Origin of the sequence: Sporomusa termitida, assembly GCF_007641255.1 — a bacterium.
GTDB lineage: Bacteria > Bacillota > Negativicutes > Sporomusales > Sporomusaceae > Sporomusa > Sporomusa termitida.
On record NZ_CP036259.1, the window covers coordinates 5,019,215 to 5,037,734 of the forward strand.

Annotated in this window: 17 protein-coding genes and 1 pseudogene; 9 read left to right on the forward strand and 9 right to left on the reverse strand. The window is 50.3% G+C overall.

Annotation, left to right across the window (positions count from 1 at the left end; genetic code table 11):
* Window positions 1–53: 53 nt before the first annotated feature.
* The 4 genes from SPTER_RS23115 (at window position 54) to SPTER_RS23130 (ending at window position 4,339) form a co-directional block, all read left to right on the forward strand.
* The gene (locus tag SPTER_RS23115; RefSeq protein WP_144352538.1) at window positions 54–728 is read left to right on the forward strand and encodes a response regulator transcription factor; all 675 of its coding nucleotides are present in this window, start codon (window positions 54–56) and stop codon (window positions 726–728) included.
* Window positions 729–1,415, forward strand: a complete 687-nt coding sequence (locus SPTER_RS23120) for a response regulator transcription factor (RefSeq protein WP_144352539.1) — start codon at window positions 729–731, stop codon at window positions 1,413–1,415.
* A 198-nt stretch (window positions 1,416–1,613) separates the two neighbouring features.
* On the forward strand, window positions 1,614–1,835 hold the full coding sequence (locus SPTER_RS23125) for a hypothetical protein (protein WP_144352540.1): 222 nt from the start codon (window positions 1,614–1,616) through the stop codon (window positions 1,833–1,835).
* Window positions 1,836–1,882: 47 nt separating this feature from the next.
* Window positions 1,883–4,339 carry a diguanylate cyclase gene (locus SPTER_RS23130; RefSeq protein WP_144352541.1) on the forward strand — a complete coding sequence of 819 codons (2,457 nt, stop codon included), beginning with the start codon at window positions 1,883–1,885 and terminating at the stop codon, window positions 4,337–4,339.
* Between the two features lie 106 nt (window positions 4,340–4,445).
* Here the strand turns inward: SPTER_RS23130 and larA are convergent, their stop codons facing one another.
* Window positions 4,446–5,705, reverse strand: coding sequence for a nickel-dependent lactate racemase (gene larA, locus SPTER_RS23135; RefSeq protein ID WP_144352542.1), 1,260 nt, complete (start codon window positions 5,703–5,705; stop codon window positions 4,446–4,448).
* A gap of 240 nt (window positions 5,706–5,945) precedes the next feature.
* Here larA and SPTER_RS23140 point away from each other — a divergent pair, with 240 nt between their 5' ends.
* From SPTER_RS23140 to SPTER_RS26015, 4 genes and pseudogenes are all read left to right on the forward strand, one after another.
* Complete coding sequence (locus SPTER_RS23140) at window positions 5,946–6,572, forward strand: DUF3793 family protein (protein ID WP_144352543.1); 627 nt, start codon at window positions 5,946–5,948, stop codon at window positions 6,570–6,572.
* 153 nt (window positions 6,573–6,725) lie between these two features.
* Window positions 6,726–7,889, forward strand: a complete 1,164-nt coding sequence (locus tag SPTER_RS23145) for a type III PLP-dependent enzyme (RefSeq protein WP_144352544.1) — start codon at window positions 6,726–6,728, stop codon at window positions 7,887–7,889.
* 113 nt (window positions 7,890–8,002) lie between these two features.
* Window positions 8,003–8,479, forward strand: a complete 477-nt coding sequence (locus SPTER_RS23150; protein ID WP_170233379.1) for a helix-turn-helix domain-containing protein — start codon at window positions 8,003–8,005, stop codon at window positions 8,477–8,479.
* Window positions 8,480–8,490: 11 nt separating this feature from the next.
* Window positions 8,491–8,799 (forward strand): annotated as a pseudogene (locus SPTER_RS26015) (transposase); the annotation flags it as partial.
* 136 nt (window positions 8,800–8,935) lie between these two features.
* Here the strand turns inward: SPTER_RS26015 and wrbA are convergent.
* Window positions 8,936–9,547 carry an NAD(P)H:quinone oxidoreductase gene (wrbA, locus tag SPTER_RS23160; protein WP_144352547.1) on the reverse strand — a complete coding sequence of 204 codons (612 nt, stop codon included), beginning with the start codon at window positions 9,545–9,547 and terminating at the stop codon, window positions 8,936–8,938.
* A gap of 315 nt (window positions 9,548–9,862) precedes the next feature.
* On the opposite strand from wrbA, the gene SPTER_RS23165 reads away from it, so the two are divergent.
* Window positions 9,863–10,678 (forward strand): methyl-accepting chemotaxis protein, encoded by an 816-nt coding sequence (locus tag SPTER_RS23165; RefSeq protein WP_144352548.1) that lies wholly within the window; start codon window positions 9,863–9,865, stop codon window positions 10,676–10,678.
* A gap of 107 nt (window positions 10,679–10,785) precedes the next feature.
* Here SPTER_RS23165 and SPTER_RS23170 read toward each other — a convergent pair whose 3' ends face one another.
* The 7 genes from SPTER_RS23170 to SPTER_RS23200 all read right to left on the reverse strand — a co-directional run bounded on the left by SPTER_RS23170 (window position 10,786) and on the right by SPTER_RS23200 (window position 18,203).
* Window positions 10,786–11,643 carry a 3-hydroxybutyryl-CoA dehydrogenase gene (locus SPTER_RS23170; protein WP_144352549.1) on the reverse strand — a complete coding sequence of 286 codons (858 nt, stop codon included), beginning with the start codon at window positions 11,641–11,643 and terminating at the stop codon, window positions 10,786–10,788.
* 12 nt (window positions 11,644–11,655) lie between these two features.
* Window positions 11,656–12,075 carry a MaoC family dehydratase gene (locus SPTER_RS23175; RefSeq protein ID WP_144352550.1) on the reverse strand — a complete coding sequence of 140 codons (420 nt, stop codon included), beginning with the start codon at window positions 12,073–12,075 and terminating at the stop codon, window positions 11,656–11,658.
* Window positions 12,076–12,106: 31 nt separating this feature from the next.
* On the reverse strand, window positions 12,107–13,306 hold the full coding sequence (locus SPTER_RS23180) for an electron transfer flavoprotein subunit alpha (protein WP_144352551.1): 1,200 nt from the start codon (window positions 13,304–13,306) through the stop codon (window positions 12,107–12,109).
* A gap of 12 nt (window positions 13,307–13,318) precedes the next feature.
* The gene (locus SPTER_RS23185; protein ID WP_144352552.1) at window positions 13,319–14,104 is read right to left on the reverse strand and encodes an electron transfer flavoprotein subunit beta/FixA family protein; all 786 of its coding nucleotides are present in this window, start codon (window positions 14,102–14,104) and stop codon (window positions 13,319–13,321) included.
* 111 nt (window positions 14,105–14,215) lie between these two features.
* The gene (locus SPTER_RS23190) at window positions 14,216–15,355 is read right to left on the reverse strand and encodes an acyl-CoA dehydrogenase (RefSeq protein WP_144352553.1); all 1,140 of its coding nucleotides are present in this window, start codon (window positions 15,353–15,355) and stop codon (window positions 14,216–14,218) included.
* Window positions 15,356–15,429: 74 nt separating this feature from the next.
* A complete protein-coding gene (locus SPTER_RS23195; RefSeq protein WP_144352554.1) occupies window positions 15,430–16,611 on the reverse strand; it encodes an acetyl-CoA C-acetyltransferase in 1,182 nt (393 codons plus the stop codon).
* 38 nt (window positions 16,612–16,649) lie between these two features.
* The gene (locus SPTER_RS23200; protein WP_144352555.1) at window positions 16,650–18,203 is read right to left on the reverse strand and encodes an acyl CoA:acetate/3-ketoacid CoA transferase; all 1,554 of its coding nucleotides are present in this window, start codon (window positions 18,201–18,203) and stop codon (window positions 16,650–16,652) included.
* Window positions 18,204–18,520: the final 317 nt, after the last annotated feature.

Sequence of the window (18,520 nt, forward strand, 5' to 3'; positions counted from 1 at the left end):
ATTGCGTAATTTATAATGAGTATGGTGATATATGTAAAGAAGGTGTCTAACGGATGCGTATTCTGATGGCAGAGGATGATCCCTTTACCGGCGAGATGTTGGTCTTGCAGCTGACAAAAGCCGGCTGGGAGGTTGAGTGGGTTAAGGACGGTTATGAAGCAATAATAATGTGCAGCAGTCATAAATTTGATCTGCTGCTGCTTGATTGGATACTACCAGGCTGCGACGGTATCGAAATATGCAGTTTATTACGGCGGCAGCGAAACTACGTGCCTATTATTATGTTGACTTCCCGCGACACCGTAGATGATTGTGTTACCGGCCTGAACTGCGGTGCTGATGATTATATTGCCAAGCCCTGTGTATTTCCTGAACTGTTGGCCAGAATTCAAAACCTGATACGTCGTACCCACTCTATTGATGAGGCCGTTATTACCAAGTCCGCTACAATAGAATATCGCTATGGCGAAAGGACGCTTGTTGCCGGAGAGCAAGTGGTTCATCTGTCAAAAAAGGAAGCAACTTTATTCGAAATCCTATTGCGTTGTAAGGGGCAGCCGGTTTCGCGGGAACACCTGGCGGTGGCCATTTGGAAAGAGAAATCGGTGTCACTTGCTGCTGTTGACCCGTTAGTCGCTCAATTGCGACGGCGCCTCGAACCTTTCCGTTTTTGCTGCAGCATTGAGAATGAAAGAGGAAGCGGGTTCGTACTTCGCTGGGAAGATTGAATGTTGAAGGAAAAAGAAGCCATGCGAATTTTGTTGGTTGAAGATGAACCGCTCACTGCACGCATGATAAACAATGGGTTGACGACCAATGGAATTGAAGTTGATTGGAGTGAGGATAGTGAACAAGCAAGCAGCTTTCTGTCATATGATCATTATGATGCCATTATTCTTGGCCTGGAGGAAGGAGTATCTGTTCTTAAAATTCTACGACAGCAAGGTGTAAAAGCGCCGATTTTGCTGCTTATTCACCGGAACACGGTTCAGAACCGGTTAACAGCCCTGGAATGCGGGGCTGATGATTTTCTGGTAAAACCGTTTTCCTTTATTGAACTGCTGGCCCGGCTAAACGCCTTAACACGACGGGTTTCCGGGAGCTGGACAGGCAATTATGAGTATAATGGGCTTTCCTATGTTCCCAAGGTACGAGTACTGTCGTTTGCCGCCGGCTGCATCCGCTTATCCAAAAAGGAAGGCCAGCTGTTAGAACTGTTGCTTAAGCACCGGGAAAGAGCCGTGGCCAGGGAGACTATTCTCAGCCATATATGGGGTCCTGGTGAAGCTGTGCCGAATAGTGCGGATGCATTGGTTAAACAACTGAGAAAAAAAGTCGCGGTTTTGTCCCGGGCGATCATGATCAGCACTGTACGGGGCGTCGGCTACCGGCTGAATATCACTAACCAGGGGTAGCGGCGGCACCCGGCGGCCGGGTGCGGGGCGAAGCTAATTTTTATAACAGACCAAGAAAATGGCCAAAAGCTATTTTTTGTCATGATTTTTATAGATAAAGCCTGTTATATTAATAGTGGTTCAATGTAACTTTGCGCAGAACAGAAAAGGGTACCTTTATGATATGGGGAGACAATCTATTATTAAAGGAGAGCGGTGATGGGGAGTAGGTATAGTGCAAATCAACAGGAAAATGATCTTACTGATAAGATCGAAAAAAAATTACAGCAAATCCGGGAGTGGGAAAAAGATGAAACCGCCGGTGATGTCTCGGTGCTTTATGTTGAGTTGGAAAGGCTTTTACACGAAGTTAACAAGCTGAGGGCCACAGCCAAAGCTCAGACCGCCGGCAGAAGCGGTGTTTTTTTTAAAACAGTGTAACATAAGCCCCAATACTGAGGCCGGGAGAAACGTTGGAGGATACCGGAATGATGCCAACAGAGGATAGTGTGAATATGCTCGACAGTAAGGATGTTGTATTATACAGAAGTTTAATTAAGCAGTCACGGCATATTATTTTGGTTGTCAGTATACATGGAAAAATTATGGAAGCCAATCAGGCAGCTGCCAACGCCTATGGTTATTCTATACATGAGCTCCAGATGATGAATATTTACGAATTGCGGTCTCCTGATACAATTTTTTTGATCTGTGAGCAAAGGGAAGCCGCCCGGCAGCAGGGTATTGTATTCCGAACATTCCATATGCGGCGTAATGGTGCGAGATTTCCTGTTGAGGTTAATTCTCAGCTAGTTCAATTACCGGAGGGCCATGCTGTGTTTAGTACTATACGTGATATTTCCGAAGCTGTCATGCTGGAAACGGTGCAGGCAACGGAAAAAAAATCCAGTGTTTTGCATAAAGAGCTTACCGCAGCCTATGAAGAATTACTGGCATCACAGGCAGAGTTAAGCTGCCGGTTTGATGAGTTGGCCGCAAAAGAAATAATAATTAGCCGGCAAAATGTGATTTTAACTTCATTGAATGATATTGCTGTAGGCCTGATGCATAAAATTGACCTGGACGATGTGCTGGCAATGATTGTCGAGAGTGCGACCCAACTGATTGGTACCCATGATGGTTTTATATCGCTGGTAGATGAAAAAGCGGGTGTTTTTGACCGCAAAGTTGCCGTGGGCTCTTTTGCTGAGGCGGCAACCAGGCGAATCAAGGTAACCGAAGGGCTGCTGGGCAGGGTCTACCGTACCGGGAAGCTGGCAATTGCCAGAGACTATACTACCTGGGAACACCGCTTACGCCATCCGGTTTTGGATAACACTCACTATTTTATTATTATTCCGCTCCGGCGAGGGCTAAAAGTAATTGGCGCCTTTGGGCTCGCATTCTCGGAACAGGGGCGATGCCTGGCGGAGCATGAGGTCGCTTTGTTGCAGCGCTTTGGTGATCTTGCGGCCATTGCCCTGGATAATGCTACCCTTGTCAGCTCCTACAAGCAGGAATTGCAGGAGCGCAGGCTGGCGGAAGAAGCGCTGCGGGCTTCTTCCGCCAGTAATCAGGCCCTAATCAATGCTATTCCCGATCCCCTGTTCCTGCTTAAACACGATGGTACAGTTGTTGATTATAAAGCAGGTAAAGAACAATTATTTATGCCGTCTAACCGGTTTATTGGCAAAACGGTGTTTGAAATATTTCCGGCGGAGATTGCTGCGAAAATACTGCAGAGCGCGGAATTGGTCCTGGCCGGCGGCGATATTCAGAGCTTTGAGTATCAGCTTACTGTTCATGGTAAGGTTGAGCATTATGAGGTGCGGATTGTCAGCAGCAGTGACGACGAAGTGCTGGCAATTAACCGCACTATTACCGAGCGCAAGCGTATGGAAGCGCAGCTGGAGTTTCTAAGCCTGCAGGATGCGTTAACAAAGGTATATAATAAGGCATTTTTTGAGGAACAAATCAAACGGATTCAGCTCCTGGATGATGGTGCGGCCGGGATCATCATGTGCGATGTCGATGGTTTGAAGATGGTCAACGACATGCTGGGGCATGTGACCGGTGATCAAATTCTGCAGGTGGTCGCCGGCATATTGACGAATTGCTGCAGAGCGGGCGATCTGATCGCCCGGATCGGGGGGGATGAATTTGCTATTCTCCTGCATAGCAATTCAGTAAAGGGAATTGTAAGCTGCAGCCAGCAGATCCGTGAGCGGATTGAGGTTTATAATTCCCACAACCCTACAGTGCCGATTAGCTTATCCATGGGACTGGCTGTATGCGCCCAGCCCCCCCTGGACATACATGCGCTACTAAAACAAGCCGATGACAGCATGTACCGGGAAAAACTCCACCGTCATAACAGTACGCGCAGTGCGCTTGTTAAGGCGCTGATGAAGGCGCTGGAAGCCCGTGATTATATCACTGAGGGGCACGGGGACAGACTGCAGGATCTGATAGAAGCCTTTGCCGGGCTGGTTGCGCTGCCGGCAACCAGTATTGCCGACCTTAGGCTGTTCGCCCGTTTTCATGATATTGGCAAAGTCGGCATACCGGACAGTATATTATTTAAGGCCGGCCGTTTGACGGCTGAAGAATGGGTTACCATGCGTCAGCATTGTGAGATTGGGTATCGTATAGCGATGGCGGCGCCGGATTTAGTGCCGATTGCCGATTGGATACTTAAGCATCATGAATGGTGGGACGGCCATGGTTATCCACTGGGGCTGGCCGGTGAGGCTATTCCGCTTGCCTGCCGGATGTTGTCCATTGCCGATGCCTTTGACGCAATGACCAGTGACCGCCCTTACCGCCGGGCCATGAGTAAAGAAGCGGCAGTGGCCGAACTGCTTAGCTGTGCCGGCAAGCAATTTGATCCTGATTTAGTAAATAAGTTTTGCACTCTTATCCAGGCCCTGGAAAAACGTGCCTAAACAATCTTGTCTTAAGCGAATCGCGAGTCCAGCCGCAGCCGGGGGGCCTGCTTCCTTATTTTCCCGGCTGCGGTTCAGGGGGGTGGACCGTAGCGGTAGCCGCCAATTAACTTAGATAGGGAATGGTCAGCGGCCCCAAGGGGAGTACCGCAATGCTGGCAGCAGGCTTCTTTTGCAATAGGGCTGTAAGGGCATCACCGGGGCTGGTTACCGGAATAAGCTTGGCGTCGTGTACTGTCTGGGGATCAAGGCTGGAATATAAATAGCAGTCGGCTTTACTCTGAATCATGGCCTGGGCTTGGACCTGCCATTGATCAAACACCCGAAATTCAGGGTTGTTAATCATTGCCAGCAGCTCTGGGGGCGTAGGTCTCATTTTAAGAATCCTGGCGAAATTGCCATGATCGGGTACACCATCCGAACACTCTGAACAGGATAAAATAGCGCCGCCCTGTTTAACGACCTGGGCAGCAGCACTCAGGCCTTTGACCGTTTGATACAGGTTTTGATCAAGTGGATACCCGGAATTAGTGGTAATGACAATATCAAAGGGGTGATCCACAGGGTACATGGCGTGCTGTTTTACAAAGGCGCAGCCGGCCCGATGGGCGGCAATCAGTTCACCGGCAAAGACGCCGGTAATTTCTTTTTTGCCATTTAAGGTTACGTTAAGCATGAAATCAGGCTTGGTCAGCAGGCAGTTTTGGGTGGCGGCATCCTGGACCGGATTGCCGTCGATAATACCCCAGGTACTGTGTTTACTGCCAATCATCCGGGCATTATGAAAGTCCTGGATTGTTGCTATCCCGGCAACGCCGGGACAGATCCCCTTCGGGCCGCCGGAGAAGCCGGCAAAGAAATGCGGTTCGATAAAACCGGTCACGATCTTAAATGTACAATTCACGTAGGTCTTGTTCAAATAAACATCAGAGCCGTAGCTGTTTTTTCCGGCCAGTACCAATTCTTCCGGCGCAAAGGCGTTGTGATTAATAATGCGGACCGTATTGACAACTTCCGGCCCCAGCATCTGCAGCAGTTCTGCCTGGGTATTGGCGCGATGGCTGCCAAGGCCGTTAATGATGACAAAATTTGTCCGCGGGACATGGGCGAGTTCTTCCAGCAGCCAGGGGACAAGTTTATGATTGGGCGTGGGGCGGGTCATGTCCGAAATGACAATAGCCACAGTATCGGCGGGGGTTACCAGGTCTTTGAGAGCCGCTGTTGCTGTCGGTTGGCGAAGGGCTTTCTGCACAGCGGCTTTTTCATTGCTTAATCCGGCTAAAGACTTAGGTTCAATAATGACTGCCCGATCAGGAACCATGATTTCGAGACCGGCTTTTCCGTAAGCGAGAGACACAGGTTTCATGCTGTAACACAGCCTTTCGTCAATTAATTTATTGTTAGCTTGGTGTTATAACTCTATTTTATCCGGAATGTTTAAAATCTCAATATCATTTTTAAACCGCTTCGTTATCCACACCCTGCCGATTGACAATATAACCGGTACGCGTTATACTAAATACAAATGATAATGATAATCATTACATAAGCCTTTCACTTATTTGCAGCATACTATGTAAAAAGGGATAATGGAAGGAGGCGGCGTGTGCTATACAGGCAAACCGGAGAATCCTTATTAAAGTTTGAAAACCAAAATAATCCCACTTATTTTTTTAAATGGCTGGTTGTGGAACTGGCTCCAACCATCTATGGGGAAAAGCCCGCAACGTTATTAACCTTTGCTGACAGCCGCAGATTTCACCGGCTAACTTTTTGGCGTAAGTTCGGGCCGACCTTTTTTCGGCAATCAGATATTGAGTGGGCGATTGTACGGGAGACGGTTAACAGTCTTACCGTTTTGTTCTATCATCCTGACAGCCTGTCCGGCTGTTTACAGCAAACAGAGCACTGCCGGTTTTTATCAGCATTTGGGTATCGGTCGGACTGTCCTTTATGGGAGAATATGAATTGTCTTAAGCAGCGGTATCAGCAGGGCTGCCCGCACGAAATCGGGCTTCTGCTGGGAATTCCCCTCAAGGATGTGCTGGGTTTTATGGGGCAGGGAGACGAATGTTTAAGTTGCCGGGGCTTGTGGTGTATCTACGGTGACCCGGAGCCTTCCTTGCGGGTAATGGAAAAAATTGATGAATACAAAACCTATGCCGCCGGCCTAATCAATCGTGGTGTCAGTCCCCGCAGCATTCTGCTGCAAAAGCACAGTAAAACTGCGTAGTTATTGCAGGATTAATAAGTGATTTTCCCGCGTATCCTAATGGGGTACGCGGGTTTTGTTTTTTAAAAAAATTTACTTGCACTTTGGGGCAGTTATGTTACAATCATAGAGTGCTTTTAGCGAAAATATTGTTGTTAAAAGGAGCGATGATAAGTGAAATATTTCAGGTTATCCCAGGCTGCTGTCAAGGCACTGGCTGATAGCTACGGCACTCCGTTATTGGTGCTATCTTTGGAACAAATTGAACGTAATTATAATTTGCTGGCAGAAAACATGCCTGGCGTAAAGATATATTACGCCGTCAAAGCAAATCCGGATGAGCGCATTGTCCGGAAACTTAGTTCGCTTGGCGGCTATTTTGATGTCGCCTCTGACGGCGAGATGCGAATGCTGCATCATTTAGGGATTGATGCCGAGCGTCTGGTATATGCCAATCCGGTGAAAACGGTAAACGGGCTGAAGGTGGCCTGTGAAACTGGCGTCAATAAGTTTACCTTTGACAGCGAGAGCGAAATCAGCAAGATGGCGGCAGCTGTACCTGGCGGCACCGTGTTATTGCGGATCCGGGTGGATAATCCCCGGGCCCTGGTCGATCTTAATAAAAAATTCGGGGCTCACCCGGAGGAGGCCCTGGAGCTGCTGCTGAAGGCTCAGGCTGCCGGCCTGGACGTTGCCGGGCTGTGCTTTCATGTTGGCAGCCAATCAACAGGCACTGAGGCTTACCTGGAAGCACTTAGCCTCTGCCGCCGGCTTTTTGATGCTGCCAACAAGCAGGGGCTAAACCTGCGCATCCTTGATATCGGCGGCGGTTTTCCCATTCCGACGTTAACCGAGGAACCGGATGTAGCCGCTATGGCTGCCGGCATTTACAAAGCGGTTAAACAATATTTTCCCGATACTGAGATCTGGGCGGAACCAGGCCGGCATATCTGCGGTACGGCCGTCAATCTGATTACCCAGGTTATCGGCACTACGGTGCGGAATAATCAACAGTGGTATTTCCTTGATGATGGGTTATATGGTACGTTTTCAGGGGTTATTTTTGACCACTGGGACTTTGAGCTTGAGACCTTTAAGACCGGCAAGCGTATCCAGGCTACCTTTGCCGGGCCCAGCTGTGATTCACTGGATGTTATGTTCCGGGATAAGCTGACTGTGGCCCTGGAGATTGGGGATCTGATACTTGTGCCTAATTGTGGGGCCTATACATCCGCCTCAGCAACGGTATTTAACGGCTTTGCCAAAACACAAATTGTGGTTTGGGAAGATATCTACGGAGAAATCATGGCTAAGCTGGAGCTGGCAACTGCCGGCTAGCTACATCAGTGAGAAACAACTTTAATAGAAGGCTCCCGCTTGTTTGATATGCTCCCCTTAAAGTAGACAGTGGAAATAAAAAAACACTGTATATGGAAAGGGGAGCATATTTTATGCCCCATAAAGGGAAATTGCCATCAGAAAAGAAAGTGGAATTGGTCAGAGCCTATCTATCTGGGGAAATAGGTCCGAGTGAGATAGCGCAAAAATATGGGATTAAGAAATACCGATTGAGAGAATGGACACGATTGTATGAAACACGGGGAGTTGACGGTTTAATTCCGTCTGAGCGATGGCGCAAATACGCACCAGAAATTAAGAAAGAAGCGGTAATGGCGTATCAATCTGGGCAGGGTTCTCTGAGGGATATTTGTAGACGATACGATATTAGTTGCGATGCTATTTTACAGAAGTGGATCAAGCGGTATAATGACCATGAAGACTTCAAGCAGCCAAATAGTGGGGGTGCGATCTACATGGTAAAAAGCCGCAAGACGACAATAGAGGAACGCATTGAGATTGTCAGCTATTGCATAGCCAACAATAAGGACTACGGGAAGGCCATTGAACGTTCGATGAAGCCGCCATAAAATACCCAAACGCAAAACCTCTGTTTCATAGTAACCGGGGATTCCAGTATACGAACAGAGTATTCAAGGCGAAACTTGACGCTCAGGGTATGATACAGAGCATGTCCCGCGTTGGGCGCTGCATTGACAACGGCCCAATGGAGGCGTTTTGGGGCACTTTGAAAGCCGAAATGTATTACCTTCACAGATTCCTTGACTATGACACCCTCAAAAACGCGATTGACGACTACATCCGTTTTTACAACAACAGACGCTTCCAAGAAAAGCTGGGCGGCCTCGCACCGCTGGAGTTACGTGCTTTACTCTTGGCTGCAGCATAGTGCCGTAAAAATGAAAACGGACGCCTTGGGGCATCCATTTTCAATACCATGCTTTTCTTTTTTTGCTCGGTCTACTTGACAGGGGGCACTTCAGTTGAACGGGAGCCTTCTATTTTTGTTAAATCCGGTGGATTTATTATTTATTATTAAGTTTCCGGGCAATGGTTGCCACATGTTTTCCCTGAAATGCCGCCCCGGCGAGTTCATTGGCACTGGGCAGTCTTTCACCGCGGCCGCCGGCAATGGTTGTGGCTCCGTACGGGGAACCGCCAGTCATTTCATCAATGCTGGATTGCCCGGCAAAGGTGTAAGGCAAGCCAACAATGACCATGCCATGATGCAAAAGGGTAATATGCATGCTAAGAATCGTTGATTCCTGCCCGCCATGCTGAGTGGCTGTACTGGTAAACACACTGCCCGCCTTGCCGACCAGCTTGCCCTGCTGCCATAACTGCCCGGTGGCATCCAGAAACTGGCGCATCTGTCCGCACATATTGCCAAACCGGGTTGGCGTGCCAAAGATGATAGCGTCAGCTTCTGCCAGTTCATCAAGCGTACAAACCGGAATATGGCTGAATGTCTTTTGGGCTTCAAGAGCTCCCATTTTCTCCAGAATTTCAGTGGTTAATGTTTCCGGAGCCCGGCGTAAAACGGCTTCGGCCCCAGCCTCGCGGATACCGCTGGCAACCGCTTCCGCCATACGATGCACATGACCATACAATGAATAATAGACAACTAAAATTTTCAATTGGCTCACCTCTGTATTTAATATATATTATTTTTAAATAACTTATTTCTCGGTAAACCCGCAATATCCTTCCTGAATATGTTAATTATTTATAAAAAGGTTATATTTTATACCTCGGAGCTGGGACCGTGGGTCGGATTAGCAGATCTTTGCCGGCGGCTTAAAAAAAAATAAATGATAATTGCGAATATTTTTGAAATCAGGCAGGAAAAATGGAGTAATATGACGTATTTTGTATAGGGACTTGTCTAGACGAACAAACAACTAGATAAAGCATACAGGTATTTCAGAAGATAATAAGGGAGGCGCCTAATTATGAATAAATTGGCAGCCGCAATTGCCGCCGCCGAGCTGTACCGGGATCTGAACGCGTTTGACTGTTCCGTATTGGTGGCCAATGCCGAGGGAATTATTATTCATTACACGGAAGCCAAAACATTTCAGGCCAATGTAAAAGTGGGGGAGCCGGCCCCGGGAACCTCGGTAAAAAACTGTCTTGCGACCAGGGAGATCGTAAAAACATTAATTCCCGAGCACCTGTATGGTGTTAAGCTGCGCTCCATTGTCCGGCCGGTCGTGGAGGAGGACGGGACCCTTGCCGGCGTAGTGGGTATGGCAATCAGTCTGATGACCGAAGAGGCTTTACACAATGCGGCCCATACGATTGCGTCTATGACTGAAGAAATAACCGCAACTACCGAGGAACTGGCTGCCTCGGCCAGCCGTTTGGCCCAGGAGCTGGTCAAGGTGAAGGGCGGCAGCGAGCGTGTTATCACGGAGATTAATAAGACCGATGAAATTTTAAAATTTGTGAGTGATGTTGCCGCAAATTCCAATCTGCTGGGGCTTAACGCCGCCATTGAAGCCGCGCGGGCCGGGGAGCAGGGCCGCGGTTTTGCGGTGGTTGCTGAAGAGATACGCAAAATGGCGGTTAATAGCTCCCAGTCGGTTAATGATATAAAAAAAATCCTGCAGAATATTGAGCAGGAAGCGATTGCGGTGGTTGACGTCATTGGCAGTACCGCGCAATTGAGCGAGCATCAGGCCTCGGCTACCGAACAAATTGGCAAAACGATGCAGGAGCTGACGGCTACTGCTAATGAAGTGGAGAATATTGCTAATATGGTTTAAGCCGGCGGCGTTAGTCCAAGAGCTGGCCGCTAATAAAACTACCCCTGGAGATCAGGCCGGGAGATAGCCGGCCTGGCGCAGGGGTAGTTTATTAGCATTAATTATGTTTAGCGGGAATATTCAAAGAAGCCTTTGCCGCTTTTGCGGCCAAGGTAGCCGGCCTGGACCATTTTCTTGAGCAGCGGGCAGGGACGGTATTTGGGGTCACCATAGCCGGCATAGAGGACCTCCATAATCGACAGTACGGTATCGTTGCCAATCAGATCAGACAGTGCCAGCGGCCCCATCGGATGGTTAAAACCGAGCCGGGCCACGGTATCAATGTCTTCGGCACTGGCTACGCCTTCCATCAGGGCATAGACAGCCTCGTTTATCATGGGGATCATGATGCGGTTGCCGATGAAGCCGGGGAAGTCTTCAACTTTGACCGGTTCTTTACCTAATTGGCGGGCTAATGCCTCGACCTTGTCAAAGGTGGCTTGTGAGGTTGCCAGACCGTTGATGATTTCCACAAGTTTCATGACCGGCGCGGGATTGAAGAAGTGCATACCGATGACCTTGTCGGCCCTGCCGGTCGTGGCGGCAACCGCCGTGACCGGCAGGGAAGAGGTATTTGTTGCCAGGATTGTGTCCGCCGGGCACAATTTATCCAGCAGTTGAAAGATCTCTCTTTTAATATCCATTTTCTCTACCGCTGCTTCCACAACTAAATCAACGGCGCAGATATCGGCAGTCAGCTCCACTGCACCGGTAATCCGATTCATAGTAGCTGTTTTTTCGTCAGCAGTCAGCTTGCCTTTGTCAACAGCCCGGGTAAGGTTTTTAGCAATCGAGTTTATGCCTTTCTGCACAAACTCCTCATTAATGTCTCTGATAATTACAGTAAGGCCGCCCTGGGCCATTACCTGAGCAATACCGCTGCCCATTTGACCGGCGCCAATGATTAATACTTTTCTAATGTCCATAAACTACCCCCGTTAGTCTCTTTTCATTACTGTGGCTTTGCCGTCGATAACTACAGTTCCTTCCTGGTTGGTGACTGTGGTTTTTAAGATCAGACGGTTTTTGGCATCAATTTTTTCAATAACCTCGACGGTGGCGGTCACGGTGTCGCCGATTTTGACCGGCGCCTTAAAGGCCAGCTCCTGAGCCAGGTAAATTGTGTTGGCGCCAGGCAAGGCTGTACCAAGCAAGGCGGAGATAAAGGCGGCTGACAGCATGCCGTGGGCAATGCGCTCTTTAAACATAGAATTTCTGGCAAACTCGGCATTGATGTGTACCGGGTTAAAGTCACCACTGAGACCGGCAAAGGAATACACGTCATATTCGCTTACGGTCTTAGCCATACTGGCTTTGTCGCCCACCTTGATGTCAGCAAATTTTACGTCTTGTACCATAAACAACACTCCCTGTTATAAATTCGGCATGTTAGCCGGAGGCTTTGATTTTCTTAAATTCAGCAATCAGGGCCGGAATTACTTCCAGGGCATCGCCGACAATGCCATAGTCGGCCATCTTAAAGATGGGGGCATCCGGATCTTTATTGATAGCGATAACAATATCGGCAGAGGACATGCCGGCTATGTGCTGGATAGCACCGGAGATGCCACAGGCGATATATACTTTAGGGCCGACGGTTTTGCCTGTTTGGCCAACCTGGTTTAAAGCCGGTATCCAGCCGGCGTCAACGGCTGCGCGGGAAGCACCGACGGCTCCGCCCAGAACCGCTGCCAGCTCTTCAATCAGCTTAAAGTTTTCCGGCTTGCAGATACCCCGCCCGCCGGCAACAATGAATTCGGCTTCTTCGAGATTGCAGGCAACGGTGCTGCCCTGAATCACTTCGATAAGCTTTGTCCGGATATCACCGGGCTGTACTTTGCTGGCTACCTGAATCACCTCCCCGGTGCGGGAGAAATCCTGATCAGGGCGCTTAAATACTTTCGGACGGATGGTGCCCATCTGCGGCCGGTGGTCAGGGCACAGAATGGTCGCCATAATGTTGCCGCCAAAAGCCGGCCGGGTCCAGGCAACCAGCCCGGTTGCCTCATCAATATCTAAATTGGTGCAGTCGGCGGTTAAGCCGGTGCCTACGCGACAGGCGACCCGGGGGCCGAGGTCCCGGCCGTCATTGGTTGCACCCATCAGGATAACAGAAGGCCGGTAGGTATTAATCAGGTCAGTGAAGGTAATAGTGTAGCCGTCGGTGGAATAGTGCCTGAATTCAGGGCCTTCCACGACATAAATTTTATCGGCGCCGCTGGCGAAGATCTCTTTGGTGAGGTTTGACACATTCTGGCCAATCAGCACGGCCGCCAGTTCCTGCCCCATTGCGTCGGCAAGCTTGCGACCTTCCCCTAACAGCTCGTGGCTTACATTGCGGATGCTGCCGTTTACTTGTTCAATATAGACCCAAACGCCTTTATACAGGCCTTTGTCAATCGCTACGGATTTTTCCTCCACTTCGCGGATAATAGCCCCGACCGGACAAACATCCACACAGGCGCCACAGGCCGTACACGCCTCGGTGATGACCGCTTTGTCGTCTTCCATGATGATAGCGCCGAACGGGCAGGTGCCCACGCAGGCGGTACAGCCAATACATTGTTCAGCAATTACTTTTACTGCCATTATTTAACCCCCCTAAACGATCTTGGCATCAGACAGTTTTTGAATTAACTGCGCTGCCGCCGCCCGGGCGGTATCTGCCTGAATGATTTCCCCCTGGGTACGCTGTTTGGGGGTAAAGATTTTACGTACCTGGGTAGGTGAGCCTTTGAGACCAATTTTCTCGACTTCTACCGATACATCGTTTACCGTCCAGACAGGGATTTCCCGGCGGTTGGCTTTCATTGTGCCCTTAACAGTGGGGGTGCGGGGGTCGTTAATTGATTTGACTACCGTCAGCATAACCGGTGTAGAGACTTCAATCACTTCATACCCTTCCTCCTGTTCCCGCTCTACCCGGAGCTTGTTGCCGTCGGCTTCAATCTTAGACACATAGGTGACCTGCGGAATGGCAAGATGCTCGGCAATCTCGGGGCCTACCTGGGCGGTGTCGCCGTCAATGGCCTGTTTGCCGCAGAGGATGATGTCGATATTGCCTATTTTTTTGATTCCGGCAGCCAGTGTATGGCTGGTCGCCAGCGTATCGGCACCGCCAAAGGCCCGGTCACTCAGCAAGACCGCGTCATCAGCACCCATCGCCAGGCATTCCTTCAGGGCGTCCTTGGCCTGCGGCGGGCCCATGGTAATGACGGTAACTTTGCCGCCATGTTTCTCTTTAAGCTGCAAAGCAGCCTCCAGGGCATTTTTATCGAAGGGATTGACAATGCTGGGCACGCCCTGGCGGATTAATGTATTGGTAACAGGGTCAATTTTTACTTCGGTGGTATCAGGCACTTGTTTTACGCAAACTACTATTTCCATCAGACCTTACATCCTCCTGTTTAAAAGTGGCAGTGGTTAATTTGAGGGTTGCCGGGAGAGGCGGCTGATAATTGCCTGCTCCCCCGGCTGACAAGTGTTATAGCCGGTAAATTACCGCAATATCGCGCTGGAAATAACTATGCGCTGCACCTGGTTTGTTCCTTCATAAATCTGGGTAATTTTGGCATTGCGCATGAGGCGCTCAACCGGATACTCACGACTGTAACCATAACCGCCAAATATTTGTACAGCATCGGTGGTTACGGCCATGGCCGCATCGGATGCATACAGCTTGGCCATAGCCGCTTCTTTGGCATAGGGCAGGCCTTTATCTTTCAGGTAGGCGGCCCGGTAGACCAGCAGGCGGGCCGCGTCAACCTTAGTAGCCATGTCGGCCAGCATAAAGGCAATTGCCTGGTTGCTGGCGATTGGTTTGCCAAATTGTACCCGTTCCTTGGAATACTTTACCGCATGGTCAAGCGCTGCCTGGGCCAGGCCGAGGGCCTGGGCCGCGACCCCGATGCGCCCGCCATCCAGGGTAGCCATGGCAATTTTAAAGCCGTCGCCTTCTTTGCCGAGCAGATTGGCCTTCGGTACTTTGACATCCTGAAAGACGAGTTCCATGGTCATGGAGGTGTGGATCCCCATTTTGTGCTCTTTTTTACCAAATGTGAAGCCAGGCATGCCTTTTTCAAGAATGAAAGCAGAAATTCCTTTTACCCCTTTGCTTTTGTCAGTCATGGCAAATACAACATAGGTTTCTGCTTCGCCGGCGTTGGTAATGAAAATTTTGCTGCCGTTCAGCACATAGTTGTCTCCCTCTAAGACAGCAATGGTTTGCTGGGCGGCGGCGTCAGTACCGGCGTTGGGTTCAGTCAAACCAAAGGCGCCCAGTTTTGTGCCTTCCAGCAGGGGGGCGAGATACTTTTGTTTTTGCTCTTCGCTGCCAAAGGCATAAATCGGCCAGGCACACAACGATACGGTCGCGGAGAGGGTGATGCCAATGCCGTCGTCCACCCGGGACAGTTCCTCTACGGCCAGAATGTAGCTGAGCACATCGCCGTCGGCGCCGCCGAACTGTTCGGGGAAGCAAATACCTGTTAACCCCATCTCACCCAGGGCATCATACAGCTCGCGCGAAAAAATCGCTGCTTCATCGCGTTCGGCAACACTTGGGGCAACCTGCTTCTCAGCAAATTCCCGCACCAGTTTTTGTGTCATTTTTTGATCTTCGGTAAGTTCAAAAATCATAGTATAGACCTCCTTGTAAATTATATATACCACCTCCCTTGTGGTTAAAAGGGAGGTGGCGCTAACCAATGGAACTAAATGCGTTCGACGATGGTAGCAACGCCTTGGCCGCCGCCGATGCACAGGGTAGCCAGGCCGACTTTGGCCTCTCTGGCTTGCAGGGAATGCAGCAGGGTAACTAGTATCCTGGCGCCGCTGGCCCCGATCGGATGACCAAGGGCAATGGCGCCGCCATTGACATTTACCTTGTCTTTCGTGAAGCCAAGTTCTTTACCTACGGCAAGAAACTGGGCGGCAAAAGCCTCATTAGCTTCAATTAATTCGACGTCGTTGATGCTAAGCCCTGCTTTTGTCAGTGCCTTGCGGGTTGCCGGCACCGGCCCCATACCCATGAGGGCAGGGTCAACACCGCCGGAGGCGAAGGACCGGATGCGGGCCAGTGGTTTCAGGCCCAGTTCGCCGGCCTTGTCGGCAGACATAAGGACAAGGGCGGCAGCGCCGTCATTAATACCTGAGGCGTTACCGGCAGTAACTGCACCGTCTTTTTTAAAGGCCGGTTTTAAACCGCAGAGCGATTGGGCGGTTGTGCCGGCTTTGGGATATTCGTCAGTGTCAAAAATAGTATCGCCTTTGCGGCCTTTGATCACAACCGGGCATATTTCCGCTTTGAAAGCGCCGGCTTCAATGGCGGTGAGGGCTTTGGCCTGAGACTCATGGGCAAGCTGGTCCTGTTCCTCGCGGCTGATATTGTATTGGGAGGATACATTTTCGGCCGTGATTCCCATATGGTAATCGTTGAAGGCGCACCAAAGGCCATCGTGTATCATAACATCGGTCAGCTTGCCATGACCCATGCGGTAGCCCCAGCGGGCTTTGCTGTCCAGAAGATAGGGCGCCTGGGACATGTTCTCCATGCCGCCGGCTACTACGATATCCGCGTCGCCGGTCATGATCGCCTGGGCTGCCAGATTAACTGTTTTCAGGCCGGAACCGCAAACCTTATTCACGGTATAAGAAGGAACCGTTACCGGCAGACCGGCTTTTATGGCTGCCTGGCGGGCTGGATTTTGTCCCAGGCCGGCCTGCAGCACATTGCCGAAGATGACTTCGTCCACAGCCTCTTTATTAATGCCGGCTTTCTCGATCGCCGCCTTAATAATTAAAGCGCCAAGGTCTGTTGCGGCTACGGAAGCCAGGGAGCCGTTAAAATTACCAATGGCCGTACGCATTGCGCTGACGATTACTACTTCTTGCATTGAGTGCACCATCCTTTAGTGAGTATTAGTTGTATTGATTACTGCTTATCCAGGCCCATGGGCGTTGCGCAGAAGATACGTTCGTCCATGAGTTTCAGGTCAGGGGCGATAATTGGCTTGAACTCCATCTGGGCCAGAATATCTTTTTCCAGATCGACGCCAGGGGCTATTTCAATAAGGGTCATACCAGCGGGAGTCAGCTCAAAAACGGCTCTCTCGGTGATATACATGACTGGTTGTTGTACCTTTTGGGCATAGTGACCGCTGAAGGTAATCTGTTCCACCTGCCCGATAAACTTTTTGGCTTTGCCCTCATTCAGGATAGACAGTTTGCCATCGGCAACCTGGACTTTGAGGCCGCCGGCGGTAAAGGTGCCGCAGAAGAAGACCCGTTTAGCATTCTGGGTAATGTTGATAAACCCGCCGCAGCCTGACACCCGGCCTTTGAATTTACTGACATTGATATTGCCTTGTTTATCAGTTTCAGCCAGTCCCAGGAAGGCGAGATCAAGGCCGCCGCCGTCATAAAAGTCGAATTGATAAGGCTGGTCCAGAATGGCCTCGGCATTGGTAGCTGCACCAAAACTCTGGCCGCCGGCCGGTACGCCGCCGACAGGTCCGGCTTCGACCGTCAGGGTCAAGGTATCGCCGATCCCTTCCTCGTTGGCTACCAGCGCCACTCCCTCCGGCACGCCGATCCCAAGGTTTACTTTGGCATCAGGAATTAATTCCTGCGCGGCCCGTCTGGCGATTACTTTCCGCTCATCCAGCGGCAGGGGCGCAATGGCTGAGAGGGAGACGCGGATCTCGCCCGAATAGGCGGGGTTATATTGCTCCCCGAAGGTTTGCATATGCAAGGCCGGTGATTCGGCAACCACAAGATAGTCAACGCTGATACCGGGAATTTTAACATTCATAGGCTTAAGACTACCGTTGGCCACAAGCCGCTCAACCTGGACAATGACAATGCCGCCGGCACTCTTAACCGCCTGCGCAATCGATAACTGCTCTAAGGAAACCGCTTCATGTTCAATGGTAATGTTGCCACGCTCATCGGCACTGGTGCCGCGCAGGAGTGCCACATCAACCGGGAAAGGCTTATACCATAGCCATTCCTCGCCGCCCAGTTCGATGACTTCAACCAGATCTTCGCTGGTGATACTATTGATTTTGCCGCCATCAACCCGGGGATCGACAAATGTATTAAGGCCAACCTTGGTGATAACTCCAGGCTTCCGGCCGGCTAAATTACGAAACCAATGGGTCAGCGTTCCCTGGGGGAAGTTATAGGCTTCTATTTTATTCTCAACCGCCAGTTTGCCCAGTTTCGGGGCCAGATTCCAATGCCCGCCGACTGCTCTTTTCACCATGCCTTCTAACCCGAAATGATTCAGACCGCGGTCTTTGCCGTCGCCCTGACCGGCACAGTAAATTAAGGTTAAGTTTCTCGGCGCTCCTTCGCTGACGAATCGTTCTTCCAGTGCGGCTGTCAACGCTTCCGGATGACCATTGCCGACAAAACCGCTGGTTGCAACAGTTTGGCCGTTTTGTACAAGTTTGGCGGCGTGCTGTGCACTGATTACTTTTGCCAATATGCCCACTCTCCTTGTGAATATCTCTGAAAATTTTTAATGCAAGGACCATGCCAATAGCTCGGGGGTTAGTTTCGCTGCAAGCAGGATAGTTTTTTGGGTAGGCTGTGAGCAAGCACCGATACGGTGTTGCTGCTGCCGGGACCCACCAGCGGGCTGCACATATTTTTGCCGGCCGCCAGCGGGAACCGGCCGCCTTACGCACCGGGCGAGGTTGGTTCTCGCTAGTATGTGTGTATTCTTCTAAACACATATGTCTAAATTATTAGACATATGTGCTGGCTGCCGGGAGACGATATACTGGTGTTAATAGAAAA

Coding starts and splice junctions, on each gene's coding strand:
- SPTER_RS23170 (WP_144352549.1), bottom strand. CDS start 11,643: ATGGACATTAGAAAAGTATTAATCATTGGCGCCGGTCAAATGGGCAGC.
- SPTER_RS23130 (WP_144352541.1), top strand. CDS start 1,883: ATGATGCCAACAGAGGATAGTGTGAATATGCTCGACAGTAAGGATGTT.
- SPTER_RS23125 (WP_144352540.1), top strand. CDS start 1,614: ATGGGGAGTAGGTATAGTGCAAATCAACAGGAAAATGATCTTACTGAT.
- SPTER_RS23115 (WP_144352538.1), top strand. CDS start 54: ATGCGTATTCTGATGGCAGAGGATGATCCCTTTACCGGCGAGATGTTG.
- SPTER_RS23175 (WP_144352550.1), bottom strand. CDS start 12,075: ATGGTACAAGACGTAAAATTTGCTGACATCAAGGTGGGCGACAAAGCC.
- SPTER_RS23165 (WP_144352548.1), top strand. CDS start 9,863: ATGAATAAATTGGCAGCCGCAATTGCCGCCGCCGAGCTGTACCGGGAT.
- SPTER_RS23195 (WP_144352554.1), bottom strand. CDS start 16,611: ATGCAAGAAGTAGTAATCGTCAGCGCAATGCGTACGGCCATTGGTAAT.
- larA (WP_144352542.1), bottom strand. CDS start 5,705: ATGAAACCTGTGTCTCTCGCTTACGGAAAAGCCGGTCTCGAAATCATG.
- SPTER_RS23120 (WP_144352539.1), top strand. CDS start 729: ATGTTGAAGGAAAAAGAAGCCATGCGAATTTTGTTGGTTGAAGATGAA.
- SPTER_RS23150 (WP_170233379.1), top strand. CDS start 8,003: ATGCCCCATAAAGGGAAATTGCCATCAGAAAAGAAAGTGGAATTGGTC.
- SPTER_RS23190 (WP_144352553.1), bottom strand. CDS start 15,355: ATGATTTTTGAACTTACCGAAGATCAAAAAATGACACAAAAACTGGTG.
- SPTER_RS23180 (WP_144352551.1), bottom strand. CDS start 13,306: ATGGCAGTAAAAGTAATTGCTGAACAATGTATTGGCTGTACCGCCTGC.
- SPTER_RS23185 (WP_144352552.1), bottom strand. CDS start 14,104: ATGGAAATAGTAGTTTGCGTAAAACAAGTGCCTGATACCACCGAAGTA.